Here is a 25,548-nt window from a genome sequence, read left to right as displayed (position 1 = left end):
CGACGGCTCAGGCCATGCCGCCGCACTTGCCTTCGCCGCACTTGCCTTCCATGTCGGCCTTGCCGGCCGCCTTGTGCGCGTCGTGTTCGGCCTGGTCGATGAAGCCGTCGCCGTTGGCGTCGATCGCGGCGAACCTGTCGCCCTTGTCCGGATGCGCGGCGTCGAACTCGGCGCGCGAGATCCGGCCGTCGCCGTCGGTATCGGCCTTGGCGAGCCCGCACTGGCCTTCCGCCCTGGCCTTGTCGCCGCCGCAGGCGCCTTCGGCCTGGGTATGGGCGGTCGCGGCTTCCTGGGCGCCGAGCAGGTAGCCCTGGGGGAGCGGGTTGACGGCGAACGCGGAGCCGGACAGCAACAGGCCGCCGGCCAGGGCGGTGCCGACGGCGATGGCGACGGGCTTCTTGCTGGACTGATGGGTCATGGTGAACTCCTGTGGATGGGCTGGGCGCCAGGCGTGGGGGAGAGAGGCATGGCGTGGCGGCGGCAGCGCACGGGCCGGCGATCGACGGACAGGCACGTCCACCGGGAAGCAGGAATCGCCCTGCCGGCATCGGCGTGGAGCAGCGTGGGGGGTGGGGCCCGGAACGGCGGGCGTGTGGATCCGGGGGGAACGGCGGGCCGCCGCCTGCCTCGCGCTGTCGTTGCGCCAGTCCGTCCGGATCGGTCCACTGCCGTCGCCCCGCGGTGTGAGAAGCGGCAGTATCGCGGAGCCTGGATTAACGGCAGGTCAGCAAGTCGATGCTGCGCTGCAGCGTCAGCCGGGGACGCTGGTCGTGTCGCGTTTCTCCCGCGGCGGCAGGGCGTCCGCGCCGTGGACCAGGAACCAGACGTTCTCGGCGATGTTGGTGGCGTGGTCGCCGATGCGCTCGAGGTTCTTGGCCATGAACAGCAGGTGGGTGCACGGCGTGATCGCGCGCGCATCTTCCATCATGTAGGTGAGCAGTTCGCGGAACAGGCCGGTGTAGAACGTGTCGACCTCGGCGTCGGAATCACGCACGCGCTGTGCGGCGTCGGCGTCGTCGGCGGCGTAGGCATCCAGCACCTCGCGCAGCTGGCGCAACACCAGCTGGCCGAGGGCGTTGAGCCCGCGCGTGTGCGGCAGCGGCGGCGCGGTGTTGAGCGCGGTCGAGCGCTTGGCCATGTTGGCGGCGTAGTCGCCGATGCGTTCGATGTCCGCCGCGATCCGCAACGCGGCCAGGATCCCGCGCAGGTCGCGGGCCAGCGGCCCGCGCAGGGCGAGCTTCATCACGTCGTGGCTGACCTCGGCCTCGAGCGCGTCGATGGCTTCGTCGTTGGCGACGATGCGCGCGGCCGCGGCGTCGTCGCGGCGGTCGACCACGTCGAGCGCGGCCTCGAGCTGGGCGGCGGCCATCCTGCCCATGCGCAGCAGTTCGCCGCTGAGCCGCTGGCTCTCCTCGTCGTAGCTGCGGACGATGTGGTCGTGGGGTTGGGTACTCATGGTCGCGGGGTCCGGTGCTGGGCGGCCGGGGCGCGGCGGGATGCGGCCCGCCTCACCCGAAGCGGCCGGTGATGTAGTCCTCGGTCTGCTGCTTCGAGGGATTGGAGAAGATCGTCTCCGTGGGGCCGTGTTCGACCAGATCGCCCAGGTACATGAAGGCGGTGAAGTCGGACACGCGCGCGGCCTGCTGCATGTTGTGGGTGACGATGACGATGGTGTAGTCGAGCTTGAGCTCCTCGATCAGCTGTTCGATCCGGCTGGTCGAGATGGGGTCGAGCGCCGAGGTCGGTTCGTCCAGCAGCAGCACCTCTGGGCGCAGCGCGACTGCACGCGCGATACACAGGCGCTGCTGCTGCCCGCCGGACAGGCCGAGCGCCGACTGGCCGAGCTTGTCCTTGACCTCGTCCCACAGCGCGCCCTGACGCAGCGCCTGCTCGACCCGCCCGTCGAGCTGCGCCTTCGACAGCTTTTCGTGGTGGCGGATGGCGTAGGCGATGTTCTCGTAGATGGTCATCGGGAACGGTACCGGCTTCTGGAACACCATCCCGACCTTGCTGCGCAGCCGGTTCATCGGGTATTTCGGCGAGAGGATGTCCTCGCCGTCGAGCAGGATCCGGCCGCTGGCCCGCTGCCCGGGATACAGCGCGTAGATGCGGTTGAACACCCGCAGCAGGGTGGACTTGCCGCAGCCGGACGGGCCGATCAGCGCGGTGACGCGCCGGTCCGGGATGTCGAGGCTGATGTTCCGGAGCGCGCGGTACTTGCCGTAGTGGAAGTCCAGGCCCTGGACCGAGAGCTTGGTCGGGCTGGGCGCAAGGGCGTCGCGCGGCCGGGCGGAGACGGCGATGCGCTGGGGTGCGGCCACGGCGTGGAAGTCGGTCATGGTGGGGTCCAGGGACAGGTCAGTCATGAGGGATCGTGTTGCGCAGCAGGAGCGCGCGTGCCGACAGGCTGACCAGCAGCACGAACACGGTCAGCACCAGGGCGCCGGCCCAGGCGAGCTGCTGCCAGGATTCGTAGGGGCTGCCGGCGTACTGGTACATCACCACCGGCACGCTGGCCATCGGCTGGAGGATGTTGCTGTTCCAGTACTGGTTGCCGAAGGCGGTGAACAGCAGTGGCGCGGTTTCGCCGGAGATGCGCGCCAGCGACAGCAGGATGCCGGTGACGATGCCCGCCGAGGCGCTGCGGTAGAGCACCTGGACGATCACCTTCCACTGCGGCACGCCCAGCGACAGCGCGGCCTCGCGCATCTGCACCGGTACCAGCTGCAGCATCTCGTCGGTGGTACGCACCACCACCGGCAGCACGATGAAGGCCAGGGCGATCGCGCCGGCCAGGGCCGAGAAGCGGCCGCCGGTCTGCATCACGACCAGGGTGTAGACGAACAGGCCGAGCACGATCGACGGCGCCGAGAGCAGGATGTCGTTGACGAACCGGACCACCATCCCGGCCTTGCGCGCGCGGCCGTACTCCGACAGCCAGGTGCCGGCGGCCACGCCCAGCGGCGTGCCCATGGCGATCGCCAGCACGCACATCACCGCGCTGCCGAAGAACGCGTTGAGCAGGCCGCCTTCCTGCATCGGCGGCGGGGTCATCCGGGTGAACAGGGCCCAGTTGATGCCGCCGATGGCCTTGCTGGCCAGGGTCCACAGGATCCAGCCGAGGAAGAACAGGCCGAAGGCGGCGGTCAGCACCGCCAGGACGATGGCCACGGCGTTGCGGAGCCGGCGGCGGGCGTGGAGGCGGCCGGCCACCGCGTCGGCGCGGGCGCTGGTCGAAGACATCAGTTGCCCTCCCGGCGCGAGATCCGCATCAGCATCAGGCGCGCGATCGCCAGCACCACGAAGGTCACCAGGAACAGCACGAAACCGAGCAGCAACAGGGCCGAGCGGTAGGTGTCGGTGGCCTCGGCGAAGTCGTTGGCGATCAGGGCCGCGATCGTGGTGCCCGGCTCCAGCAGCGACGGCGTCAGCCGCACCGAGTTGCCGACCACGAACGCCACGGCCATGGTTTCGCCCAGGGCGCGGCCCAGGCCCAGGAAGATGCCGCCGATCACCGCCGAGCGGGTGTAGGGCACCACGATGTCCCAGCTCACTTCCCACCTGGTGGAGCCCAGCGCGTAGGCCGATTCCTTCAGCCGCGCGGGCACGGTCAGGAACACCTCGCGCATCACCGAGGAGATGAACGGGATCACCATGATCGCGAGCACCAGGCCCGCGGTGAGCATGCCGATGCCCAGCGGCGGACCGCGGAACAGCACGCCCAGGCCGGGGATCGTGCCCAGATGGTCGTTGAGCCACGGGGTCACGTGCGTGGTCATCACCGGGACCAGCACGAACAGGCCCCACATGCCGTAGATGATCGAGGGAATGCCGGCCAGCAGTTCGATCGCGGTGCCCACCGGCCCGCGCATCCAGCGCGGGGCGACCTCGGTCAGGAAGAAGGCGATGCCGAAGCTCACCGGCACCGCGATCAGCATCGCGATGACCGCGGTGACCAGGGTGCCGTAGATCGGCACCAGGGCGCCGTAGCGATCCTCCACCGGATTCCATTCGGCCGAGAGGAAGAAACGCCAGCCCTGGGAGGCCAGCGCCTCGCGGCCGCCCCAGAGCATCGACAGCGCGGCGCTGGCCAGGGCCAGCAACATGAACACCACGGTGCCGGCGAGCAGCCAGCGGAACAGCCGGTCGTTGCGCGCGTCGCGCAGGTCGCGGCTGCGTGCCTGCGAGGGCGGGGGAGCGGGAACGGGAATGGCGCTCATCGGGGATCCGTCACCAGTGGATGCAGCCGCGCGCGGGCCGGTACCGGCCCGCGCGGGGCGGGGGGCGCGTCATTCGAACTCGGCCGCCCAGTAGGTTTCGATCTGCTCCACCAGCGGGTCGGGCAGCGGCACGTAGTGCAGTTCGCTGGCCTGCGCCTTGCCGTGTTCGAAGGCCCAGCGGAAGAAGTCGAGCGCCGCCTTGCTGCGCGCCGGATCCTTCGGCCGCTTGTGCATGAGCATGAAGTTGGTGGCGGTGATCGGCCAGGCTTCGTCGCCGGGGGCGTTGGTGATCACCAGGTCGAAGTCACTGGCGCTGGCCCAGTCGGCCGTCGCCGCCGCCGCGGCGAAGCTGTGTTCGCCCGGCTGGACGAAGTGGCCGGCGGCGTTGCGCAGCGAGGCGTAGGGCATGTCGTTCTGCAGTGCGTAGGCCAGCTCGACGTAGCCGATCGCGCCCTTGATCTGGCGCACGTAGGACGCCACGCCTTCATTGCCCTTGCCGCCCACGCCGGTGGGCCACTGCAGCGAGGTGCCTTCGCCGATCCGCTGCTTCCACTCCGCACTGACCTTGGAGAGGTAGTTGGAGAAGTTGAACGTGGTGCCCGAGCCGTCGGAGCGGTGGACCACGCTGATCTTCACCTCCGGCAGCGGCGTGCCCGGGTTGAGGGCGCCGATGCGGGGATCGTTCCAGGTGGCGATGTCGCCCATGAAGATCCGGGCGAGCACCTCGCCGGTGAGCCGCAACTGGCCCGGCTCCAGGCCGTCGAGGTTGACCACCGGCACCACGCCGCCGATCGCCGAGGGGAACTGGCCCAGCCCCGCCTCGGCCAGCTCCGCGCTGGACAGCGGCTTGTCGCTGGAGCCGAAGTCGACCGTGCCGGCCTTGATCTGGGCGATGCCGCCGCCCGATCCGATCGACTGGTAGTTGACGCGCGCGCCGGTGGCCGCGTTGTAGTCGGCCGACCACTTCGAGACCAGCGGATAGATGAACGAGGCGCCGGCCCCGGAAATCCCGGTGCCGGGCTGGTCGCCGGCGTCCGCGGTCGCGGGGGTGTCGGCCCTTGGCGAGCATGCGGTCGCGAACAGCGCGACCGTCAGCGCCAGGGCGCCCAGGGGGGCGAAGCGGACTTGCATGGAGGTCTCCGTCGTGGGGCCGTGGTGGCGGGATGGCGCCATGAAATGATGTTTTTGTTACCGCCGTATGACACCCGGAGCCCGCGCGCCCGGAACGGCGCCAGGAAAACGGGCCCCCGAAGGGGCCCGCGCCAGGGATCTCCGGGGAGGGAGAGAGGAACCGTCGGTTCACCAGGGCAGTGCGTCGCGCCAGTACGCCTCGACCTGGTGCACCAGGGTGTCGGGCAGCGGCACGTAGCCGAGTGCGCGGGCCTGGGCGTCGCCGTTGGCGTAGACCCAGCGGAAGAACTCGCGCGCGTTGCGCGCGCCTTCCACGTTCCGCGGCTGCTTCTTCATCAGGATGAAGTTGGTCGCGGTGATCGGCCAGGCGTTCTCGCCGGGCGCGTTGGTCATCACCAGGTGGAAGTCGCGGGTGGAGGCCCAGTCCGCGCTCGCGGCCGCGGCCGAGAAGGTCTCGTCGCTCGGGTTGACGAAATTGCCGGCCGCGTTCTTCAGGCGCGAGTACGCCAGCCGGTTCTGCAGCGCGTAGGACAGCTCGACATAGCCGATGCTGCCGCGGATCTGCTTGACGTAGGCGGCCACGCCTTCGTTGCCCTTGCCGCCGATGCCCACCGGCCACGCGACCGAGGTGCCCTCGCCGACGGCCTCCTTCCAGGCCGGGCTGACCTTGGACAGGTAGTTGGTGAAGTTGAAGCTGGTGCCCGAGCCGTCGGAACGGTGGACCACGGTGATCTTCGCGTCCGGCAGCGGGATGCCGCCGTTGAGGGCGACGATGGCCGGATCGTTCCAGTGGGTGATCCGGCCGAGGAAGATGTCGGCCAGGGTCGCGCCGTCGAGCTTCATCGCCCCGGCACGCACGCCTTCGAGGTTGACGATCGGGACCACGCCGCCGATCACCGACGGGAACTGGGCGAGGCCGGACTTCTCCAGTTCCTCCGGCGGCAGCGGCTTGTCGCTGGAGCCGAAGTCGACGGTGCCGGCCTTGATCTGGGCGATCCCGCCGCCGGAGCCGATCGACTGGTAGTTGACCTGCTTGCCGGTGGCCTGGCGGTAGTCGGCCGACCAGCGCGCGATGGCCGGGTAGACGAACGAGGCGCCGGCGCCGGTGGCGTCGTTCGCGCGGGCGGTGGTGATGCCGGCGGCGGACAGCACGAGGGCGGCAACCGTGGTCTTGGCTAGGATGTGCATGGGGCTCCTGGGTGCGTTGCGCGGGACCATCCCGCTCCGGGCGCCATTGCACGAGCGCCAGGTGACCGTCGCGTGGCAGCCAGGTGACGCACGCATGACGGTGGCGCGCTCCACGACTGTCATTGAATCGTCATGCGGCCGCCCCATCCTCTGTCGCGACCGCGGGCGCCGCCCCGTGCGTGACGCGGCAGGGCCGCGGCTGCATGGCGGCTCCGCGCCCGCCCCGACCCTCCCATGACAGGAACCCCGCATGCGCCACACGATCCTCGCCACCGCGCTCGCCACCGCGCTCGCCACCGTGCTCGGCACCACCAGCCTGGCCGCCGCGGCGCAAACCCCGCAGGAACGCGAAGTCGCTGAACTCAAGGCCCAGATCGCCGCGCTGGCGGCCAAGGTCGAGGAGCTGGAGACGCGCACCGACGCCCAGTCGGACATCAACATCGCCACCCGGGAAAACCTCGACCGGCTGTCGGCGGCCACGCCGACGGTGTCGACCAAGGGTGGCATCAAGGTCACCTCCGCCGACAGGAAGTTCGAGGCCTCGCTCGGCGGCCGCATCCACTTCGACGCCTACGCCTTCGACCGCGACCAGGCCGACGTCACCGGCACCAGCGAGTTCCGGCGCGCGCGCCTGACCCTGCAGGGCAAGGCGCTCGGCTGGGACTACAAGCTGGAGAACGACTTCGCCGCCGGCGGCGGGCTCGAAGGGTTCCGCGACGCGTACATCGCCAGGTCCGCGCTCGGCGGCAAGGTCACCATCGGCCACTTCAAGCCGTACCGGTCGATGGAGGAACTCACCAGCTCGAACGAGATCCTGATGATGGAGCGTCCGTTCGCCAGCGCCACCGGCCTGTTCAGCGGCCGCCAGTTCCAGCAGGGCGTCGGCTACCTGCGCGGCGGCGGGCGCTACACCGCGGGCTTCAGCGTGTTCAACCTCCGCGGCGCCAGCGGCCCGCGCAACGAAGGCATGGGCTACGCCGGCCGCGTGACCTTCGCCCCGGTGAACGACGGGGACAACACCCTGCACTTCGGCGCGTGGGGCAGCCACGAGAACGCCAACAAGGGCTCGGCCGACCTGCGCGCCTCTGCCGGCTACGCCGGCCGCCGCGGCCCCTCGCAGACCATCGCGACCGTCACCGGTACCAGCGGCGACGAAGTCACCGCCTGGGGCGTCGAGGCCGCCGGTGCGTTCGGGCCGCTGTTCTTCCAGGGCGAGTACGCCAACGCCAGCTTCGGCCAGCCGCTGGGCCCGGACCAGGACGTCACCGCGTGGTACCTGCAGGGCAGCTGGCACCTCAACGGCGGGCACAAGCCGTACAAGGCGGGTACCGGCGTGTTCGGCTCGGCGCCGGTGGCCGACCGCGGCCTGTGGGAACTGACCGCGCGCTACGACTCGATCGAGAACCGCGACGTCGCCGGCCTGGAGGTGAGCAGCTGGATCCTGGGCATGAACTACTACGTCAACCCGAACCTGCGCTTCATGTTCAACTACACCCGTGGCGACAACGGCCTGACCGGCGATGAGACCGGCCAGTACGCGGTGCGCGCGCAGTTCGCCTGGTAAGCGTCGCGGCGGCCGCGCCGGTTGTTATTCGTCCTCGTCGAACGAGGTGAACCGCACCGCCCGCGCGGCCTGCTCCGGGTCGCGCCAGCGGGCGTAGATCGGGCGCCGCTGCCGTTCGCGGAACCAGGCGCGAAGCAGCGCCGAGCGTTCCTCGTCCGGCAGGCAGCATTCCACCACCAGCGACCGCCCGCCCCGGGCGGTCGCCTCGCGCGCCAGGGTCGCGACGCAGTGGGCCACCGGGGCGCCCGGGGCGAAGCCGAAATCGGCGATGTGCAGCACGTCGCCGTCGCGGCGGCATACGAACCAGGCCATGGGCTGCGCGTCGGGTGCGCGGCGCAGATACAGGAAGCGGAAGGCGGCCAGCGGGTTGTGGGCGAAGCGCCATTCGAGCGCGGCCCTGTCGCGCACGCCTTCGAGCATGCCCGGCCGCGGCCAGCGCGGGTGCACCAGGTCCAGGGGCCCTTCGCTCCATTGCGCGTGCAGGGCGCCGCGGTGCAGGTTGCGCAGCCGGTCGTGCAGCGCGAACGCGGTGTCGATGGCGCGCCCGAGCAGGGTCGCGAGCGGCCGGGGCAGGCGGCGTTCGAGGTAGGGCGCGTGGCGCAGGGCGCGGACGTAGAGCACCATGTCGCCGAGGTGCACGTAGCCGAGCCGCTTCACCACCGGCACCGCATTGGCGTTGGGGAACCCGTACACCAGGTCGCCCTCGGCCAGCGCACGGTCGCTCGCCGCGCGCTGCAGCTGCATGGCCGGGCCCAGGGTGCGGTGGCCGGGCAGCACCGCCATGTCCGCGAGCAGCCCGCCGCGCAGCGTGCGCGCGCCCGCGCGCATGCGGCGCCAGCCCACGCCCGCGGTGCCCAGGACCTCGTGGCCGGTCCCGGGTCGCAGCACCTGCAGGTGCGCGCCCTCGGGCGCGGCCCGGTAGAACCACTCCAGCTTCGCCGCCCGGCCGGCGCCATCGCGCAGGCTGGCGCGCCAGACCCCCACCGCCGCGTCGCCGTCGCGGGCGAGGTCGGCTTCCTCCACGCGGTAGCCGCCGTGCGCCTGCGCGCTCATGTGGCCGCGTCCACCGAAGGCACCGTGCCCAGCAGCAGCGGGCGCAGGTGCAGCGGCCGCGTGGTGCGGCGCTTGCGCGCGATGTCCTCGTACACCGCCGCGGCCTGGACCGGGGTGATGTCGAGCGCCTTCGCCAGTTCGCCGGCTTCGACCCCGTGCTCGAGTGCCCACAGCGCCAGGTCCATCGAGCGATAGGGCAGGGCGAAGTAGAACTCGTCCTGGCCCTGCTCGAGACTGTAGGTGTCGGTGGTCGGCTGCGCCTCGCACACGCGGTCGGGCAGGCCGAGGTGGCGCGCCATGGCGTAGACCTGGGTCTTGTACAGGTGCGCGATCGGCTTGACGTCGGCCGAGCCGTCGCCGTTCTTGACGAAGAAGCCCTGGTCGTACTCGAGCCGGTTGGGCGTGCCCACCACCGCGTAGTGCAGGCGGTCGGCGTGGAAGTACTCGATGGTCTTGCGCAGCCGCTGCTTGTAGCTGGTGGCGGCCACGATGGTGAGGTACTCGTGCAGGCGCAGCTCGCGCTCGTGCATCGCGCCGTCCGGGGAGCGCGCGACCAGCCGGAAGCGGTTGATCGCGCCCTCGCTGCCGCCGGAGATCGCCAGCTTCATCTTCCAGCGGTCGTCGTACTCCGGAAGCACGGTCCGCACCGCCGCGTCGCGCGCGGCGTAGGCGCCGATGGCCTCGAGCGCGGGGGCGATGTCGAACGTCTCCGGCTCGACGCCCAGGTGCGAGGCGAGCAGGTTGGCGCGCGCCGCGCTGTCGGGGTCGGAGTCCCGCTCGGGCAGGATCAGCAGGTGCACCTTGGCCGGTCCGAACGCGCGCACCGCGAGCGCGGCACAGACCGAGCTGTCGATGCCGCCGGAGATCGCCACCACCACGCCGCGCCGGCGCAGCCGCGTGGCCACGGCTTCGCGCAGGCCGGCGCAGATCCGCTCGGCCTCCCTGCCGTGGTCCATGTCCAGCACGCTCCAGTCCAGTCCGCTCATTCCCGCTCCCCGCTGCCGGCGGCGCGCCGGGCCAGCACCGCCCGCACCACGCCCTCGCCGTCGGCGCACTCGCGCACCTCGTCCCAGGCGGCGTCGTTGCGCAGCCGCCGGGCCATCGTCGCGCCCTGTCCGCTGCCGACCTCGAACGCCAGCCAGCCGCCCGCGCGCAGCAGGCATGGGGCTTCGTGCATCAGCCGGGTGAGGATCGACACCCCCAGGGCGCCGCCGTCGAAGGCCAGGCGCGGCTCGTGCCCGGAGATTTCCGGTGGCATCGTCTCCACTCTGGCGCTGCTGATGTAGGGCGGGTTGCACACCACCAGGTCCACCCCGGCGCGGTAGCGCGGGGTGTCGAACGGCGCGAGCAGGTCGCCGGCGTGGAACCGGACGCGATGTGCCAGCCCCAGCTGCGACGCGTTGCGCCGCGCCAGGCCGACCGCCTCCGCGCTCAGGTCGGTCCCGTGCACGGCCAGACCGTCCACGTGGTGCGCCAGGGCGAGGGCGAGGTTGCCCGAACCGGTGCACGCGTCGATCGCAACGCGCGCGCCGGTCGCCCGCGCCAGGTCGATCGCGGCGCGCCCCAGCAGTTCGGTCTCGGCGCGCGGGATCAGCGCTTCGGGCCCCGCGAGCAGTTCCAGCCCGAGGAAGTGCTGGCGGCCGGTGAGGTGGGCCAGCGGCACCCCCGCCAGGCGCCGCTCCAGCATGGCGTCCAGCCGCTGCAGCGCCGGTTGGTCCAGGTCGGGCAGGGGCCGGGCGGCCGCGCCCGCCGCGACCGCCGAACGCGGCGCGCCCGCCGCGGTCCAGGCCAGTGCCTGCAGCGTGTTCTCGGGCGACTCCTCGGGCTTGTCGGGGCTGGGGCGCCAGGCCCGGCGCAACCGGTCGAGCCTGGCGGCGTACGCGTCGGCCAGGGTCATGCCGACTTCGAGCGCAGCACGAACGAGACCATCCGGTCCACCGAGTCGAAGTTCTCGGGGATGATCGCTGCGTCCTGCACCTTCATGGCGAAGTTCTCCTCCATCAGCAGCACCAGTTCGAGCACGCCGGTGGAGTCGATCACCCCCATCTCAAGCAGCGAGGCGTCGTCGGGCAGCCGCGACGGATCGTCGGTGAACATCAGGTTTTCGAGGATGTGGCCGCGGATCGTCTCGCGGATGGCGGTCTCGGTCATGTCCTACTCCGTTCCGGTGGCGCGCAGTGCGGGGGCCGCCGCGTCGCGGCGGCGGATGAAGGTGTCGTGCAGCAGCATCGTGGAGACGATGCCGACGAAGGCCTGGTTGTCGCCGAAGCCGGCCGCGCGTCCGCGCCGGCACTTCGCCAGCAGCATCGCGACCTTGTCCGCGTCGAACAGGCCGGCGTCGCGGATGCGCGGGGGCGACAGCAGCTCGGCCACGTAGTCGGCCGGGCGACCGTCCTCGAAGAAACTGCTCGCGTCCGGCGCCCGGTAGGGCTGCTTGGCCCGGCGCGCGATCGCCGGCGGCAGCAGCGGCTCGAGCGCCTTGCGCAGGATGTGCTTCTCGGTCAGCCCGCGCAGCTTCCAGCGCGGGGGCAGGCGGTTGGCGAACTCGACCACGCGGTGGTCCAGGAACGGGAAGCGGCCCTCGACCGAGTTCGCCATCGCCACCCGGTCGCCCTGCGAGGACAGCAGGTACCCGGCCATCAGCGACTTCGCCTCCACGTACTGGTCGCGCGACAGCGGCGCCCAGCGCGCCGCGTCCGGCGGCAGCCGGCGTTCCTGGAAGGCAAGGGGGTCGAAAGCCATCGCCCGCTGCCGCAGGTCCGGCGACAGGAAGGCCAGCGCGCGGCGCGAGGTGGCCCAGCGCGGGGCGTGTGCGAACACCGGGCGCCCGATGTGCTCGAGCCCCTGGGCGAAGAACGCGCGGGCGAAGCCGGGCGTACCCACCGGCGAGTGCGGCAGGTAGCCGTACAGGCGGCCGAGCAGCAGGTGGCGCCAGGCCGAGTCCGGGCGGCGCGCCCAGAACCGGCGCACCTTCGCTTCCTTGAACAGGTCGTAGCCGGCGAACACCTCGTCGGCGCCTTCGCCGGTCAGCACGACCTTGTAGCCGCTGCGGCGCACCTCGCCCGAGAGCAGCATCAGCGGCACCGGGGCGGTGCGCAGCACCGGCGCCTCGGTGTGGCGGACCAGCGCCGGGAAGGCCTCGGCGATGTCGCGGCGGGTGCAGTGCACGGCGGTGTGTTCGGTGCCCAGGTGCCGGACCATCGCCTGCTGCTGCTCGCGCTCGTCGAATTCGTCGTCGTCGAAGGTGACCGAGAAGGTGCGCACCGAGGCGATGCCGGCCTGGCGCACGAGCGCCACGATGCCGGAGGAATCCAGTCCGCCACTGAGGTACGCACCGACCGGCACGTCGGCGCGGAGCTGCAGCCGCACCGCATCGAGCAGCAGCGCGCGCAGTTCGTCAACCGCCTCGTCGAGTGAGGCGAACGGCGCCGGGGCGCCCGCGTCGGGGAACTCCCAGTCCCAGTAGCGGGTGAGGGTTTGGCTGCCGTCGGCCTCGACCGCGAGCAGGTGTCCGGGCGGCAGGCTGCGCACGCCTTCGAACAGCGTGTCGGGGTCGGCCGGGCCCCAGAAGGTGAAGGCCTGCACCAGCCCGTCCGGATCCAGGCGCGCGCATTCGGGCAGGGCCGCCAGCAGCGCCTTCACCTCCGAGGCGAACCAGAGCCGGCCGCGTGCACGCGCGTGGTAGAGCGGGCGGATGCCGGCGCGGTCGCGCGCCAGCACCAGGCGCTGGCGGCGCGCGTCCCAGAGCGCGATCGCGAACTGGCCGTTGAGGCGCTCGACGAAGCGGTCGCCGTGGCGGTGGTAGAGGTGGACGATCACCTCGGTGTCGGAGCGGGTGCGGAAGGCGTAGCCCTCGCGCTGCAGCTCCTCGCGCAGTTCGAGGTAGTTGAAGATCTCGCCGTTGAAGACGGTCCAGACCGCCCCGGTGCCGTCGTGCAGCGGCTGCTGGCCGGTGGCCGGGTCGATGATCGACAGTCGGGTGTGGGCCAGGCCAATGCCGGGGGCGAGGTGGATGCCGTGGGCGTCGGGGCCGCGGTGGCGGAGCGTCGCGGCCATGCGTTGCAGCTCGCGACGATCCTCCGGGGTGGGCGCCGCGCCGCCCGCGAAACCGGCCAGTCCGCACATCGTCAGCGGCTCCCCGCCGGCCCGTGCGCGGCCGCCCCCCCGGCCGGTCCGCTGGCGCGGCCCGGGAAGCGGTCGGCGTGTGGTGGCGTGGCGTCGGTCGGCATCATGGATCGGTGCGCGGCGGAGGCCGGCGACATCACCGCCGGAACCGGCGCACGGGCGACCGGTGTTCCCCTTGTGGATACGAACGGATCCGGGGCGCGGGGCAGGACAGCCACGTGCGCGGGCCCGGCGGTGGGTCCGCAGCGCACCCCCGCAGGTGGAATGGCGTCAGTCGCGCCTGGGGTCCGGCGGCGTCTTGTCCGGATAGCGGCAGAGGTCGCGGATGATGCACCTGGGGCAGTCCGGCCGGCGTGCCTTGCACACGTAGCGGCCGTGCAGGATCAGCCAGTGGTGCGCCCCGAGCAGGTACTCCTCCGGTACGACCCGCATCAGTCCGTCCTCGACCTCGCGCACGTCCTTGCCCGGCGCCAGCCCGGTGCGGTTGGCGACGCGGAAGATGTGGGTGTCGACGGCGATCGTGCCCTCGCCGAACACGGTGTTGAGCACCACGTTCGCGGTCTTGCGGCCCACGCCCGGCAGGGCCTCGAGTTCCTCGCGCGTGCGCGGAACCTCGCCGCCGTGTTTCTCCAGCAGGATCCTGCACAGCGCGACCACGTTCTTCGCCTTCGCGTTGAACAGGCCGATCGTGGAGATGTAGCGCTTGAGGCCTTCCTCGCCCAGCCCGAGGATCGCCTGCGGCGTGTTGGCCACCGGGAACAGGCGGCGCGTGGCCTTGTTCACGCCCACGTCGGTAGCCTGGGCCGAGAGCACCACCGCGACCAGCAGTTCGAACGGGGTCTGGTATTCGAGTTCGGTGGTGGGCGAGGGATCGAGTTCGGCCAGGCGCGAGAACAGCTCGTGCACTTCGGCCCGCGACAGCCGGCTGCGGCGTCGGCCGGTCCCCCGCGCCTTGCGCGCCCGCGGGGTGGCGGACCCGGGACCGCTCACGGCTGGCCGGCGCGGGCCCTGGCGCGCGCCAGCGCGGCCGCGGCGGCCGCGGGCAGGGCCGTGGCGCCGGCGGCGCGGGTCGCCGGGACGCCGCCGGTGGCTCGGCGGCGCGCCTCGCGTTCGGCCGCGCGCCGCGCCAGGCGCGCCTGCCGTGCGCGGTAGCGCTCACGGGCGTCCCAGGCCGCCTGCAGCCGCTGCCGGGTGCGGGCGATGAGCGCCTGGTCGCCATGGTCGAGCGCGCCGTTCGCGCCGGCACCAGGCGCCATCAGCCCGGCCTCGATGGCCGCGTCCAGGTCGCCGGCCCGCAGCAGCGCGGCGATGCGCGCCGGATCGCGTGCATCGTTGCCGTCGGACGGGCGTGTTCTTTTTCTTTCGCCGGTGCCGCGCACCACGCCTCAGCGCCCCTGGAACGCCGGCTTGCGCTTCTCGAGGAAGGCGCGGGTGCCTTCGCGCATGTCCTCGCTGGCGAAGACCAGGCCGAACTGGGTGGCCTCGTACTCCAGCCCCTCCCCGATCGTGCATTCGCCGCCGGCCAGGATGCAGTCGAGGATGCCGCGCAGCGCCAGCGGTGCCGAGGTCGCGAGCCGGCGGGCCAGGGCCATCGTTTCGGCCTCCAGTTCGGCGGCCGGGACCACCCGGTTGACCAGGCCCAGCTGCAGCGCCCGGGCGGCGTCGACCGGCTCCCCGGTCAGGCACAGCTCCAGCGCCGCCGCGCGCCCGGCCAGCCGCAGCAGGCGCTGGGTGCCGCCGAAGCCCGGGACCAGGCCGAGGCCGATCTCGGGCTGCCCGAGGCGGGCGGTGTCGGCGGCGATGCGCAGGTGGCAGCTCATCGCCAGCTCCAGCCCGCCGCCCAGGGCGTAGCCGTTCACCATCGCGATCACCGGCTTGGGCAGGCGCTCGAAGCGGCGCATCATGCGCTGCCCGCGAAGCGCGAAATCGCGTCCCTGGGCCGGGGTGAGGGCCGACATCTCGGCGATGTCCGCGCCGGCCACGAATGCCTTGGGGCCGGCGCCGGTCAGCACCACCACCCGCACCGAGGGGTCGGCGGCGGCGGCGTCCGCGGCCGCGTGGAGGGCGTCGAGGGTGGCCGAGTCCAGGGCGTTCAGGCGCTCGGGCCGATGGACGGTGATGACGCGGATGGCGTCCTGGTCGTCGATGCGCAGGCGGGCTTCGGTCATGGAATGGGCAATGGCAGGGCAATCGGGGCCGGAATCGGGTCGGGGGCGGGAACTTGCCACGCGCCTCCGGGTCACAGGGAGGCGTCAGTGGCGGTTAAGCCCCCCGGTCGTTATCCTAGCGCGTCCTGCAGGGGGCGGCTCGACCGCCCCGTGTCGTTTCTGGGCCCGCATGCTGGCCGAATCGTACCCCTCTGGAGAGTGACCGAATGAAAGTGCGTTTGCTTGCCGCCTCGCTTGCGGCGATGACTCTGGTTTCCGCCGCGGCGTCCGCGCAGGACACGACCTCCGAACGGGGCAAGCTCAGCTATGCCATCGGCTTCAACACCGGCGTCGAACTGGCCGAACTGGCCGCGCGCGGCGAGCAGGTCGACGTAAACACCGTGATCAAGGCGATCCAGGACGCCTACGCCAAGAAGCAGCCGGCGGTCCCGGTCGAGGAGCTCAAGACCGCGGTGGAGAACATGCAGAAGCGCCAGCAGGCCAAGCTGGAAGCCGAGTTCGCCAGGCTCGCCAGCGAGAACAAGGCGCAGAGCGATGCATTCCTGGCCCAGAACCGCGCCAAGCAGGGCGTGCAGACCCTGCCGGGCAGCACCGTGCAGTACCGCGTGATCGAGGCCGGCAGCGGCGCCAAGCCCACCCAGAACAGCGACGTGGTGCTCAACTACCGCGGCACGCTGCCCGACGGCACCGTGTTCGTCGACACCAACCAGGCGCCGGAGGGCCAGCAGGCCGGTCCGGTGACCCTGAAGGTGAGCCAGATCCCGCTCGTCGGCCTGCGCGAGGCCCTGCTGCAGATGCCCACCGGCGCGCGCTGGGAAGTGGTGCTGCCGGGCGACAAGGCCTATGGCACCGACATGCGCGCCGGGCGCATGGTCAACCAGGCGGTCGTGTTCGACGTCAAGCTGGTCAGCGTCAAGTAACGCCGGCGGGCCGCTGGCCCGTCGCCGGCGGCGCGGACCGCGGTGGCGCCTGCCGCCTCCCGGCCCCGCTGCCGCCACCCCCGCACAGCGCCGGCACCTTGCCGGCGTTTTGCGTTTCTCGTCCAGACCTGTTGCGATCGACCGGATGAACGACCCTTCGCGCCCGCTTTCCAGCCCGTGCATCGGGGTGTGCATGCTCGACGCGGACGGGCTGTGCATGGGCTGCCATCGCAGCATCGGCGAGATCAGCCGCTGGGCCGCCATGGCCGAGGAGGAGCGGCGGCGGCTGGTGGACGAGGAACTGCCGCGCCGCGGGAGGCAGCGGACGGCGTGACGCAGGCCCTGGTACCACCGCTGGACCGGATCGCCCGGGCCCTGCTTCCGCTGCAGTCCGAACCGGCCGGACCGGAATGGAACCTGGACGAGCTCGAAGGCCTGCTCGGGACGGCCCGCCCGCGGCCCGCGGCGGTGCTGCTGGGGCTGGTGGATCGCGGCGCCGGCCCCAACCTGCTGCTGACCCGCCGCAACGAGCGCCTGCGCCTGCATGCCGGGCAGGTGAGCCTGCCGGGCGGACGGATCGACCCGGGCGATGCGGGCGCGCTCGACGCGGCGCTGCGCGAGGCAGGCGAGGAGATCGGCCTGGCGCGTGCGCAGGCCCGGCCGCTGGGCTACCTGGAGCCGGTGCGCACCGTCACCGGGTTCCGCGTGGTCCCGCTGCTGGCGCAGGTGGACCCGGGCTTCGTGGCACGTCCGGACCCGGCCGAGGTGGCGGCGGTGTTCGAGGTGCCGCTGTCGTTCCTGCTCGCGCCCGCGAACCTGCGCGCGCTGTCGGTGCCGTACGCGGGGCGGCCGCGCCGGGTGCTGGAGTATCTTCCTTATCCCGGCGCCCCCGGACAGCGGATCTGGGGGGTCACCGCATCGATCCTGTACAACCTGCGCCAGCGGCTGGAGGCATCGCGATGAACGCGGACGGGTGGAACACGCTGGTGCAGGCGGAGGCGCTGGCCGCGGCGCTCGATGCGCCCGGCCTGGTCGTGGTCGACTGCCGGTTCTCGCTGGCCGATCCGGCGGCGGGCGAACGCGACTACCGGCAGGCGCACATCCCCGGTGCGCGCTATGCGCACCTGGACCGCGACCTGTCGGGCGGCCCCGGCCCGGGACGCGGTCGCCACCCTTGGCCGGACGCCGCCGGCTTCACCGGCAGGCTGGCGGCATGGGGCATCCGGCCGGACAGCCGCGTGGTGGCCTACGACGCCGGCGACGGTGCGTTCGCCGCGCGCCTGTGGTGCCTGCTGCGGATGCTGGGGCACGAGGCGGTGGCGGTGCTCGACGGCGGCTTCGCGCGCTGGACCGCGCTGGGCCTGCCGGTCGACGACGCGCGGCCCGGGCCCGTGCCGGCCGCCTATGTGGCCGCGTTCGACGCCTCCCGGCTGCTCGACGCCGAGGCCACCGCGCGCCACCTCGCCCGGGGCGGGCTGCTGGTCGATGCGCGCGCGCCGGAGCGGTTCCGTGGCGAGGTCGAGCCGATCGATCCGGTCGCCGGCCATGTCCCCGGTGCGGTCAATCGTCCCTATGCCGCGAACCTGGACTCGGGCCGGTTCAAGCCGCCCGCGCGCCTGCGCGAAGAGTTCGAGGCCTTGCCCGGCTGGCGCGGCGCCGGCGCCCTGGTGGCGATGTGCGGTTCGGGCGTCACCGCCTGCCACCACCTGCTGGCGCTGGAACATGCCGGGCTGCATGGCGCCGCGCTGTTCACCGGCTCGTGGAGCGGCTGGATCAGCGACCCGGCGCGGCCGGTGGCGACCGGCGGCTGAGGGCGGGCGCCCTACTTGCCCAGCTTCGCCACCAGCGCCCGCAGCGCGGCCTGGGTGTCGGGTTCGGTCCAGGCGGCGACGAAGCGGTCGAGCTCCAGCAGTTCCGGGCGCAGCGCCTCGACCACTTCGGCGCGCGCGATCGCGCGGGTCGCCAGCATCGGCTTGCGCGGCAGCGCCAGCAGCCGCGCAAGCCATCCACGCGCCCGTGCGGCCACCTCCTCGAGCGGCGCCAGTTCGTCGACCAGCCCGAGCGCATGCGCTTGCCCGGCCTCGACCATTTCCCCGGCCACCAGCAGCCGCTCCGCGCGATGCGGGCCCACCGTCCGGCGCATGAGCCGCTGGATGCCCTCGGGCGCGACCAGTCCCACCTGGGTTTCGTTGAGGCCGATCCGGTAATCGCCCTGCGCCATCACCCGGTAGTCGCAGCACAGCGCCAGTACGCAGCCGCCGGCCGGCGCATGACCGGTGAGCGCCGCGACCACCGGCACCGGCGATTGCGCCAGCGCCCGCGCCGCGTCGATGAAGGCCGCCCAGGCCTCGCGCACCTCGTCCGCGCGCTCGAGCCCGAGCAGATAGGGCACGTCCAGCCCGGCCGAGAACACGCCGGCCCCGCCGCTCAGCACCAGGCCCTGCGCGCCTTCGGCGAGCGCTTCGGCCACCCCGTCGCGCAGGCGCCGGCACAGGGCCGGGTCGAGCGCGTTGACCGGTGGCCGCGCCAGGCGCAGTTCGTGGATGTCCTGGTGGCGGCTGTGTTCGATCATGGGGCGGGGTTCCGAGCCGGGAGGCGGCCATCATATCGCCGCCATGCACGCGCCCTTCCCGGCCGGTGCGACGCGCGGCCAGCGTCCGGCCGGTCGCGCGTGTTGCGTCGCTGAAACATCCCCGTCCCGCGCACGATCCGGCTGCGCGCCGCCTGGTGGTGCGGCTCGCCCATCGCCGGTACGCACGGTGCCCAGGATCCGCGCGCCGATCCTGTTTCGGGCGTGCAACATGCCGCTGCGCGATGCGCGGGGCAGCGGCTCCGAGGCCACGTCCATCGTGGTCGCGATCGCAAGGTTTTCAAGCGGTTGCGTATCGCCACGACGGCTGGCATCGGGTTTGCGAGGAGAGTGCGGCGCGAGCGTCCGTCATGACGACCGGCCTTTGGCGCAAGCACTTGAAGGAGTCAAACCATGCGCATTCGATACTGCATCCTCACGGCGGCCGTACTGGTCGTGCTCGGCGCTTCCGGCCAGGCGATGGCCCAGGACCAGAACGAGTCCGGCGCCGGCGACAACAGCTCCACCCGCGGCAACAACCGCGACAGCATCGGCCTGGCGCTCGCGCTCGGCGGCAGCGCCGCGGCCGACAACAACAGCACCGCGACGTCGACCACCACCGACGCGTTCAACACCAGTTCCAACACCGTCGTGGCCACCACCCAGCTCAACGGCACGGTGACCGGCAACGGCGTGGGCAACCTGGGCAACGTCGCCAGCAATGCCGGCGATGCCGCCGGCGGGGCCGGTGGCGCAGGCGGCGCAGGCGTCGGCGGCGCCGTGGTCGGCGGCGCGGGCGCCGGCGGCGATGGCGGCGACGGCGGCGACTCCAGCGCCTGGAGCCAGCGCTCCGGCGATTCGGGCAGCGCCACGCTGGCCGCTGCGGCCGGGCTGTCGGCCGCGGGGGCCGACGCCGATGCGCGCAGCCGCTCGCGCGAGCGCGGGGCGGGTGCGTCCACCGCCGACAGCCAGGCGCAGGCCGACACCTCGTCGACCAACGACGCCTCGGCCACCGGCGGCGCCAGCACCGCCAGCAACAGCGGCGGCAGCGGAGATGCCTCGTCCTGGGGCGGCGCCGGTGGCGCGGGCGGCAACGGCAGTGGCGGCGACGCCACCGCCGGCAACGGTACCGGCGGCAACGGCGGCCCCGGCGGCGACGGCGGCACGGCCACGGCCAATGCCGGCACGTTCAACATGTCCAATGCGATGAATGGCTCGGGCAACGCGGCCGCCGGCATCATGGTGATGGCGCAGAACAGCGGCGCCGCGGCCCTGGTCCAGCAGGGCGTCACCGTCCAGGCCAACCTCACCGTCGGCCAGTGATGCAATCGACGTCCCGCCTCGCGCACCCGGTTGATCAGTTCGCGCACGTTGCCGGCTGCGCCATGCTGCGCGCGCGCCAGCCCGTGCTGGCCGGCGCCGGCGACCGGTCGCGTTGGACTGGTCACGACAACAAGGACTGCATCCCGGGGGGAGGATGCGCGGAGAAGTCCCGCATGACGCGCCCCTGCCCCCATCCCCTGATCCATTTCCGGCCCCGTCCCTGTGGTGACGACGCGGCACTCGAGCGCGCGCTGCGCGCCGCCGACTGGAAGCCCCGGATCCTCGACGATCCCGGCGACCTGGCCAACCTGCCGCCCCGGGCGACGCCCGGGGTCGCGCTGCTGGACCTGCGCGGCGTGGACGATGCTTTCGCCGAGGAGCTGTCCACGCAGCCCGGCCTGGCGGCCGCGTTGGCCAATCCGGGGCTGGAATGGGTGGCGGTGCTCCGCCCCGGGCAGCGGTCCGTCCCGGCATTGGCCGGGCTGGTGCGCGCGTGCTGCCGCGATTTCGTGGTCCACCCCTGCGATCCGGCGACGTTGTCGGTGGTGCTCGGCCATGCGCTGGGCATGGCGCGGCTGGCGGCGGGCGACGCCGGCGGCGGGGCCGCTGGCCCGCGGATCGATGGCATGGTCGGCGACAGCGGCGGGATGCGCCGCCTGGCCTGTCGCGTGGCCAGGGCCGCGGGCTGCGGGGCGCCGGTCTTCCTCGCCGGGGAAACCGGAACCGGCAAGGAGCTGGTGGCAACCGCGATCCATCGCGCCTCCCGGCGCGGCGGCATGCCGTTCGTCGGCATCAACTGCGGCGCGATCCCGCCCAGCCTGATGCAGTCGGAACTGTTCGGCTACGAGCGCGGGGCGTTCACGGGTGCGAACCAGCGCAAGCTCGGCCGGGTCGAGATGGCGCACGGCGGCACCCTGTTCCTGGACGAGGTGGCCGACCTGCCGATGGAGTCGCAGGCCTCGCTGCTGCGCTTCCTGGAGGAGGGACGGATCCAGCAACTGGGCGGGCACGAGTCGATCCGGGTCGACGCCAGGATCGTGTCCGCGACCCACGCCGACCTGTGGCGGGCGGTGGACGAGGGTCGCTTCCGCGCCGACCTCTACCACCGCCTGCGGGTGATCGAACTGCGGATCCCGCCGTTGCGCGAGCGCGGGAACGACATCGTGCTGCTGGCGCAGCACGCCCTCCGGCGCCACGCCGGCGAGGTGACGTCCCGGCCCAAGGGCTTCACGGCCTGCGCACTGCGCGCGATGCAGGCCTACTCCTGGCCCGGCAACGTGCGCGAACTGATCAACCGGGTGCGCGAGGCGATGGTGATGGCCGAGGGCTGCTACATCTCGGCCCGGGACCTGCAGCTCGGCGACGCGGACGGCGACCAGGAAGTGGTCACCATCGACCTGGCCCGCCGCGAGGGCGAGCGCGCCGCGATCGAGCGCGCGCTGGCGCGCAACGCCCATCGCGTCGGCCAGGCCGCCGACGAACTCGGGATCTCGCGGGTCACCCTGTACCGGCTGATGCTGCGCCACGGGCTGCACGTGGCGCGAACGGGCACGCCGGAGGCGTCGGACGACCGGCCGGCGATGGCCAAGGGCGGCGGCCGGAACGCCTGAACGGCGATCAGCCCGATGCGATCCGCCGCACCACGTCCGGGAGCGCGGTCGGCCGCCCGCTCACCCGCCCGACCCACACCATCACCACGTGCCCGTCGGCATGGAGGATCGTGCCGTCGTCGCTGGCGATGCGGTGGCCGAGGGTGAGGCTGGTGTTGCCGATGCGGTCGGCGAACAGTTCCACCACCACGCGCGCCGGGTAGGGGATCGGCACCCGGTAGTTCATCTGCACCGCGGCCAGCAGCGGGATCGCCTCCTCGGTCATCCAGTCCTCGCCCAGCGACTGGAACCAGCGGATCCGCGCCTCCTCCAGGTAGGTCATGAAGTTGGAGTTGTTGACGTGGTTGAACGCGTCGAGGTCGCGCCAGCGCAGTTCGATCGGAAGGCGGATCAGGGCGGTCTGGTTGTCGAGGCTCATGGGGGCGGGACGGAAGGGGGCGGGGCGCGGCGGTCAGGCCGCGGACTTGCGGCGCCGCGGACGCTCCAGGCCGAGCACCTTGGCGAGGAAGCGCCCGGTGTGCGAGTGCTCGACCGCGGCCAGTTGCTCAGGGGTGCCCTCGGCGACGATGGTGCCGCCGCGGTGGCCGCCCTCGGGGCCGAGGTCGATCACCCAGTCGGCGGTCTTGATCACGTCGAGGTTGTGCTCGATCACGACCACGGTATTGCCGTCGTCGCGCAGCTTGTGCAGCACCGCAAGCAGGTGCTCGATGTCGTGGAAGTGCAGGCCGGTGGTCGGCTCGTCGAGGATGTACAGGGTGCGGCCGGTGTCGCGGCGCGACAGCTCCTTCGACAGCTTCACCCGCTGCGCCTCGCCGCCGGACAGGGTGGTCGCCGGCTGGCCGAGCTTGATGTAGCTCAGGCCCACGTCCAGCAGGGTCTCGAGCTTGCGCGCGATCGCCGGCACCGGTTCGAACAGGGCCAGCGCGTCCTCGACGGTCATTTCCAGCACGTCGTGGATGCTGTAGCCCTTGTAGCGGATCTCCAGCGTCTCGCGGTTGTAGCGCTTGCCCTGGCATACGTCGCAAGGCACGTACACGTCGGGCAGGAAATGCATCTCGACCTTGATCAAGCCGTCGCCCTGGCAGGCCTCGCAGCGGCCGCCGCGCACGTTGAAGCTGAAGCGGCCCGGCGAGTAGCCGCGGGCGCGCGCCTCGGGCACCTGCGCGAACAGCTCGCGCAGCGGTGTGAACAGGCCGGTGTAGGTCGCGGGGTTGGAGCGCGGCGTACGGCCGATGGGCGACTGGTCGATGTCCACCACCTTGTCGAACAGGTCCAGGCCGTGGACCTCGCGATAGGGCGCCGGCGTGTGGGAGGCGCCGTTGATCTCGTTCGCGGCCAGGGCGTAGAGGGTGTCGTTGATCAGGGTCGACTTGCCCGACCCCGAGACCCCGGTGATCGCGGTGAACAGCCCCGACGGGATCGTGAGGTCCACGTCCTTGAGGTTGTTGCCCGAGGCACCGAGCAGCCGCAGCTGCATCTTCGGGTTCGCCTTGCGCCGCCGCTTCGGGACCGCGATCGAGCGCTTGCCCGACAGATACTGCCCGGTGAGCGAACGCGGGGCCTGGAGCACGTCCTCCAGGGTGCCCTGGGCGACGACCTCGCCACCGTGCACGCCGGCGGCCGGGCCGATGTCGACAATGTGGTCGGCGAGCCGGATCGCGTCCTCGTCGTGCTCGACCACGATCACCGTGTTGCCCAGGTCTCGCAGCCGGGTGAGGGTGCCGAGCAGGCGCTCGTTGTCGCGCTGGTGCAGGCCGATCGACGGTTCGTCGAGCACGTACATCACGCCCACCAGGCCGGCGCCGATCTGGCTGGCCAGGCGGATGCGCTGGGCCTCGCCGCCGGACAGCGAGTCGGCCTTGCGCTCCAGGGTGAGGTAGTCCAGGCCCACGTCCACCAGGAAGCTCAGCCGCTCGCGGATCTCCTTGACGATGCGGGCGGCGATCTCGCCGCGCCAGCCCGGCAGGTGCAGCTCGCCGAAGAAGCGCAGGGCCTCGTCGATCGGCATCACCACCACGTCGTGCAGCGGCCGCTCGGCCACGAACACGTTGCGCGCGGCACGGTTCAGGCGCGCGCCGCCGCAGTCCACGCAGGGGCGCTCGCTGATGTACTTGGCCAGCTCCTCGCGCACTGCGGCCGACTCGGTCTCGCGGTAGCGGCGCTCGAGGTTCGGGATGATCCCCTCGAAGCGGTGCTTGCGCTGGGTCCGCCCGCCGGCCTCGGTGATGTAGCTGAACGTGATGACGGTATCGCCGCTGCCGAACAGCACCGCCTGGCGCGAGGCCTCGGGCAGCTCCTGCCACGGAGTGTCGACGCTGAAGCCGTAGTGCCGCGCCAGCGACTGGATCAGCTGGAAGTAATAAGCATTGCGGCGGTCCCACCCGCGGACCGCGCCCGCGGCCAGCGACAGTTCGGGATGCACCACAACCCGGGCCGGGTCGAAGAACTGGGACACGCCCAGGCCGTCGCAGGTCGGGCAGGCGCCGACCGGCGAGTTGAACGAGAACAGCCGCGGCTCGAGCTCGGGCAGGGCGTAGTCGCAGACCGGGCAGCTGTAGCGCGAGGAGAACAGCAGTGGCTGGGCCGCGGCGTCGCCATCGATGGCCTGGACCGAGGCCATCCCGTCGCCGAGCTTGAGCGCGGTCTCGAACGACTCGGCCAGGCGCTGCTTGAGGTCCTCGCGCACCCGGAACCGGTCGATCACCGCCTCGATGGTGTGCTTTTGCCGCAACGCCAGGCGCGGCACCTCGTCGATCTCGTACAGGTTGCCGTCCACCCGCACCCGCACGTAGCCCTGGGCGCGCAGCTGCTCGAACACCTGGGCGTGCTCGCCCTTGCGCTCGCGCACCACCGGGGCCAGCAGCATCCAGCGGATCCTGGGGTCGAGCGCCAGCACCTGGTCGACCATCTGGCTGACCGTCTGCGCCTCCAGCGGGAAGCCGTGGTCGGGGCAGCGCGGCAGGCCGACCCGGGCGTAGAGCAGGCGCAGGTAGTCGTAGATCTCGGTAATCGTGCCGACGGTCGAGCGCGGATTGTGGCTGGTCGACTTCTGCTCGATCGAGATCGCCGGGCTCAGGCCCTCGATGTGATCGACGTCGGGCTTCTCCATCACGCTCAGGAACTGGCGCGCGTAGGCCGACAGCGACTCGACATAGCGGCGCTGGCCCTCGGCGTAGATAGTGTCGAACGCCAGCGACGACTTGCCCGAGCCCGACAGCCCGGTGATCACGATCAGGCGGTCGCGCGGCAGGTCGAGGTCGACGTTCTTGAGGTTGTGGGTACGGGCACCGCGGATGCGGATGGTGTCCATCGCCATCGGGCTGGTTTCCGGGAACAGGGGGCAGGGGAGGGGGCGCCGCAACGGACCGGACGCAATCGATCAGCCTAGCGAGGCGCCGGGGCGGGGGCAAACCGGGGCTGGGCCAGTGTGCGCCGCGGGCGTCGCAGGCGGTAAGACACCGCGCCCGGGCCCGGCTGTGCCCCGTAAGCCGTCCGGGAGCGCAGGCGGCCGGTTCCGGGGGTGTCGGGCTGAACGCCAGGCAACACCCCCGTCTGGACCGGAGCGGTCGTTATTTCCTCGTTAACATGCCCTTCACGGCGCGAAATCTAACCTGCCGGCGTCCGTTCAGCCTCGTGCGGGACGGGGACCACGCGCAAAGGCGCCGTTCACGCAGTCC

The 25,548-nt window shown here is 72.1% G+C and carries 22 protein-coding genes and 2 pseudogenes; 6 read left to right on the top strand and 18 right to left on the bottom strand.

What is annotated here, in order from left to right; all coding sequences use genetic code 11:
- Positions 1–7: 7 nt before the first annotated feature.
- The 7 genes from FQY79_RS04885 to pstS (FQY79_RS04855) form a co-directional block, all read right to left on the bottom strand.
- Entirely contained in the window at positions 8–418 is a 411-nt protein-coding gene (locus FQY79_RS04885; RefSeq protein WP_146311336.1) for an HvfA family oxazolone/thioamide-modified RiPP metallophore, read from the bottom strand.
- 333 nt (positions 419–751) lie between these two features.
- The gene (gene phoU / locus FQY79_RS04880) at positions 752–1,456 is read right to left on the bottom strand and encodes a phosphate signaling complex protein PhoU (protein ID WP_146311334.1); all 705 of its coding nucleotides are present in this window, start codon (positions 1,454–1,456) and stop codon (positions 752–754) included.
- A gap of 52 nt (positions 1,457–1,508) precedes the next feature.
- Positions 1,509–2,339, bottom strand: a complete 831-nt coding sequence (gene pstB, locus FQY79_RS04875) for a phosphate ABC transporter ATP-binding protein PstB (RefSeq protein ID WP_146311874.1) — start codon at positions 2,337–2,339, stop codon at positions 1,509–1,511.
- A 19-nt stretch (positions 2,340–2,358) separates the two neighbouring features.
- Positions 2,359–3,243 carry a phosphate ABC transporter permease PstA gene (gene pstA / locus FQY79_RS04870; RefSeq protein WP_146311332.1) on the bottom strand — a complete coding sequence of 295 codons (885 nt, stop codon included), beginning with the start codon at positions 3,241–3,243 and terminating at the stop codon, positions 2,359–2,361.
- Positions 3,243–4,220, bottom strand: coding sequence for a phosphate ABC transporter permease subunit PstC (gene pstC / locus FQY79_RS04865; protein ID WP_146311330.1), 978 nt, complete (start codon positions 4,218–4,220; stop codon positions 3,243–3,245). Before pstC ends, pstA begins: the two co-directional genes overlap by 1 nt.
- A gap of 69 nt (positions 4,221–4,289) precedes the next feature.
- A complete protein-coding gene (gene pstS / locus FQY79_RS04860) occupies positions 4,290–5,351 on the bottom strand; it encodes a phosphate ABC transporter substrate-binding protein PstS (RefSeq protein WP_146311328.1) in 1,062 nt (353 codons plus the stop codon).
- 168 nt (positions 5,352–5,519) lie between these two features.
- On the bottom strand, positions 5,520–6,539 hold the full coding sequence (gene pstS / locus FQY79_RS04855) for a phosphate ABC transporter substrate-binding protein PstS (protein ID WP_027072725.1): 1,020 nt from the start codon (positions 6,537–6,539) through the stop codon (positions 5,520–5,522).
- Positions 6,540–6,789: 250 nt separating this feature from the next.
- On the opposite strand from pstS (FQY79_RS04855), the gene FQY79_RS04850 reads away from it, so the two are divergent.
- A complete protein-coding gene (locus FQY79_RS04850) occupies positions 6,790–8,103 on the top strand; it encodes an OprO/OprP family phosphate-selective porin (RefSeq protein ID WP_146311326.1) in 1,314 nt (437 codons plus the stop codon).
- Between the two features lie 24 nt (positions 8,104–8,127).
- Here FQY79_RS04850 and FQY79_RS04845 read toward each other — a convergent pair whose 3' ends face one another.
- The 8 genes from FQY79_RS04845 to FQY79_RS04810 all read right to left on the bottom strand — a co-directional run bounded on the left by FQY79_RS04845 (position 8,128) and on the right by FQY79_RS04810 (position 15,449).
- Positions 8,128–9,156, bottom strand: coding sequence for a hypothetical protein (locus tag FQY79_RS04845; RefSeq protein WP_146311324.1), 1,029 nt, complete (start codon positions 9,154–9,156; stop codon positions 8,128–8,130).
- Complete coding sequence (gene nadE, locus FQY79_RS04840) at positions 9,153–10,142, bottom strand: NAD(+) synthase (RefSeq protein ID WP_146311322.1); 990 nt, start codon at positions 10,140–10,142, stop codon at positions 9,153–9,155. Before nadE ends, FQY79_RS04845 begins: the two co-directional genes overlap by 4 nt.
- Complete coding sequence (prmC, locus tag FQY79_RS04835) at positions 10,139–11,053, bottom strand: peptide chain release factor N(5)-glutamine methyltransferase (RefSeq protein WP_146311320.1); 915 nt, start codon at positions 11,051–11,053, stop codon at positions 10,139–10,141. Before prmC ends, nadE begins: the two co-directional genes overlap by 4 nt.
- Positions 11,050–11,307 carry an acyl carrier protein gene (locus FQY79_RS04830; protein WP_146311318.1) on the bottom strand — a complete coding sequence of 86 codons (258 nt, stop codon included), beginning with the start codon at positions 11,305–11,307 and terminating at the stop codon, positions 11,050–11,052. The genes prmC and FQY79_RS04830 overlap by 4 nt, the downstream gene beginning before the upstream one ends.
- A 3-nt stretch (positions 11,308–11,310) precedes the next feature.
- Positions 11,311–13,281, bottom strand: coding sequence for an asparagine synthase (glutamine-hydrolyzing) (gene asnB, locus FQY79_RS04825; protein WP_146311316.1), 1,971 nt, complete (start codon positions 13,279–13,281; stop codon positions 11,311–11,313).
- 270 nt (positions 13,282–13,551) lie between these two features.
- Positions 13,552–14,202 (bottom strand): endonuclease III, encoded by a 651-nt coding sequence (nth, locus tag FQY79_RS04820; RefSeq protein ID WP_146311872.1) that lies wholly within the window; start codon positions 14,200–14,202, stop codon positions 13,552–13,554.
- A 65-nt stretch (positions 14,203–14,267) separates the two neighbouring features.
- The gene (locus FQY79_RS04815) at positions 14,268–14,663 is read right to left on the bottom strand and encodes a hypothetical protein (protein ID WP_425463179.1); all 396 of its coding nucleotides are present in this window, start codon (positions 14,661–14,663) and stop codon (positions 14,268–14,270) included.
- A 3-nt stretch (positions 14,664–14,666) separates the two neighbouring features.
- The gene (locus FQY79_RS04810) at positions 14,667–15,449 is read right to left on the bottom strand and encodes an enoyl-CoA hydratase/isomerase family protein (RefSeq protein WP_146311314.1); all 783 of its coding nucleotides are present in this window, start codon (positions 15,447–15,449) and stop codon (positions 14,667–14,669) included.
- Positions 15,450–15,655: 206 nt separating this feature from the next.
- On the opposite strand from FQY79_RS04810, the gene FQY79_RS04805 reads away from it, so the two are divergent.
- The 3 genes and pseudogenes from FQY79_RS04805 (at position 15,656) to FQY79_RS04795 (ending at position 18,180) form a co-directional block, all read left to right on the top strand.
- On the top strand, positions 15,656–16,369 hold the full coding sequence (locus FQY79_RS04805) for an FKBP-type peptidyl-prolyl cis-trans isomerase N-terminal domain-containing protein (protein WP_146311312.1): 714 nt from the start codon (positions 15,656–15,658) through the stop codon (positions 16,367–16,369).
- Between the two features lie 145 nt (positions 16,370–16,514).
- Positions 16,515–17,332 (top strand): annotated as a pseudogene (locus tag FQY79_RS04800) (NUDIX hydrolase).
- Positions 17,329–18,180 carry a sulfurtransferase gene (locus FQY79_RS04795; protein WP_146311310.1) on the top strand — a complete coding sequence of 284 codons (852 nt, stop codon included), beginning with the start codon at positions 17,329–17,331 and terminating at the stop codon, positions 18,178–18,180. The pseudogene FQY79_RS04800 and the gene FQY79_RS04795 overlap by 4 nt, the downstream one beginning before the upstream one ends.
- 11 nt (positions 18,181–18,191) lie before the next feature.
- On the opposite strand, the gene FQY79_RS04790 is transcribed toward FQY79_RS04795, so the two are convergent.
- Complete coding sequence (locus tag FQY79_RS04790; protein ID WP_146311308.1) at positions 18,192–18,941, bottom strand: enoyl-CoA hydratase/isomerase family protein; 750 nt, start codon at positions 18,939–18,941, stop codon at positions 18,192–18,194.
- 411 nt (positions 18,942–19,352) lie between these two features.
- On the opposite strand from FQY79_RS04790, the gene FQY79_RS04785 reads away from it, so the two are divergent.
- Positions 19,353–20,261, top strand: a complete 909-nt coding sequence (locus FQY79_RS04785) for a hypothetical protein (RefSeq protein WP_222434247.1) — start codon at positions 19,353–19,355, stop codon at positions 20,259–20,261.
- A 173-nt stretch (positions 20,262–20,434) separates the two neighbouring features.
- Positions 20,435–21,871, top strand: coding sequence for a sigma-54 dependent transcriptional regulator (locus FQY79_RS04780; protein ID WP_186759788.1), 1,437 nt, complete (start codon positions 20,435–20,437; stop codon positions 21,869–21,871).
- Between the two features lie 7 nt (positions 21,872–21,878).
- Here FQY79_RS04780 and FQY79_RS04775 read toward each other — a convergent pair whose 3' ends face one another.
- Complete coding sequence (locus FQY79_RS04775; protein ID WP_146311306.1) at positions 21,879–22,289, bottom strand: acyl-CoA thioesterase; 411 nt, start codon at positions 22,287–22,289, stop codon at positions 21,879–21,881.
- A 45-nt stretch (positions 22,290–22,334) separates the two neighbouring features.
- Positions 22,335–25,187, bottom strand: a pseudogene (gene uvrA, locus FQY79_RS04770) (excinuclease ABC subunit UvrA); the annotation flags it as partial.
- Positions 25,188–25,548 lie beyond the last annotated feature (361 nt).

This window comes from Luteimonas wenzhouensis, assembly GCF_007859305.1.
GTDB lineage: Bacteria > Pseudomonadota > Gammaproteobacteria > Xanthomonadales > Xanthomonadaceae > Luteimonas > Luteimonas wenzhouensis.
This window is presented reverse-complemented; position numbering and strand designations above follow the sequence as displayed.

Excerpts from the sequence above, each read along its gene's own strand:
- FQY79_RS04885 (WP_146311336.1), bottom strand. The coding sequence starts at position 418 with ATGACCCATCAGTCCAGCAAGAAGCCCGTCGCCATCGCCGTCGGCACC.
- phoU (WP_146311334.1), bottom strand. The coding sequence starts at position 1,456 with ATGAGTACCCAACCCCACGACCACATCGTCCGCAGCTACGACGAGGAG.
- pstB (WP_146311874.1), bottom strand. The coding sequence starts at position 2,339 with ATGACCGACTTCCACGCCGTGGCCGCACCCCAGCGCATCGCCGTCTCC.
- pstA (WP_146311332.1), bottom strand. The coding sequence starts at position 3,243 with ATGTCTTCGACCAGCGCCCGCGCCGACGCGGTGGCCGGCCGCCTCCAC.
- pstC (WP_146311330.1), bottom strand. The coding sequence starts at position 4,220 with ATGAGCGCCATTCCCGTTCCCGCTCCCCCGCCCTCGCAGGCACGCAGC.
- pstS (WP_146311328.1), bottom strand. The coding sequence starts at position 5,351 with ATGCAAGTCCGCTTCGCCCCCCTGGGCGCCCTGGCGCTGACGGTCGCG.
- pstS (WP_027072725.1), bottom strand. The coding sequence starts at position 6,539 with ATGCACATCCTAGCCAAGACCACGGTTGCCGCCCTCGTGCTGTCCGCC.
- FQY79_RS04850 (WP_146311326.1), top strand. The coding sequence starts at position 6,790 with ATGCGCCACACGATCCTCGCCACCGCGCTCGCCACCGCGCTCGCCACC.
- FQY79_RS04845 (WP_146311324.1), bottom strand. The coding sequence starts at position 9,156 with ATGAGCGCGCAGGCGCACGGCGGCTACCGCGTGGAGGAAGCCGACCTC.
- nadE (WP_146311322.1), bottom strand. The coding sequence starts at position 10,142 with ATGAGCGGACTGGACTGGAGCGTGCTGGACATGGACCACGGCAGGGAG.
- prmC (WP_146311320.1), bottom strand. The coding sequence starts at position 11,053 with ATGACCCTGGCCGACGCGTACGCCGCCAGGCTCGACCGGTTGCGCCGG.
- FQY79_RS04830 (WP_146311318.1), bottom strand. The coding sequence starts at position 11,307 with ATGACCGAGACCGCCATCCGCGAGACGATCCGCGGCCACATCCTCGAA.
- asnB (WP_146311316.1), bottom strand. The coding sequence starts at position 13,281 with ATGTGCGGACTGGCCGGTTTCGCGGGCGGCGCGGCGCCCACCCCGGAG.
- FQY79_RS04810 (WP_146311314.1), bottom strand. The coding sequence starts at position 15,449 with ATGACCGAAGCCCGCCTGCGCATCGACGACCAGGACGCCATCCGCGTC.
- FQY79_RS04805 (WP_146311312.1), top strand. The coding sequence starts at position 15,656 with ATGAAAGTGCGTTTGCTTGCCGCCTCGCTTGCGGCGATGACTCTGGTT.
- FQY79_RS04795 (WP_146311310.1), top strand. The coding sequence starts at position 17,329 with ATGAACGCGGACGGGTGGAACACGCTGGTGCAGGCGGAGGCGCTGGCC.
- FQY79_RS04790 (WP_146311308.1), bottom strand. The coding sequence starts at position 18,941 with ATGATCGAACACAGCCGCCACCAGGACATCCACGAACTGCGCCTGGCG.
- FQY79_RS04785 (WP_222434247.1), top strand. The coding sequence starts at position 19,353 with ATGCGCATTCGATACTGCATCCTCACGGCGGCCGTACTGGTCGTGCTC.
- FQY79_RS04780 (WP_186759788.1), top strand. The coding sequence starts at position 20,435 with ATGACGCGCCCCTGCCCCCATCCCCTGATCCATTTCCGGCCCCGTCCC.
- FQY79_RS04775 (WP_146311306.1), bottom strand. The coding sequence starts at position 22,289 with ATGAGCCTCGACAACCAGACCGCCCTGATCCGCCTTCCGATCGAACTG.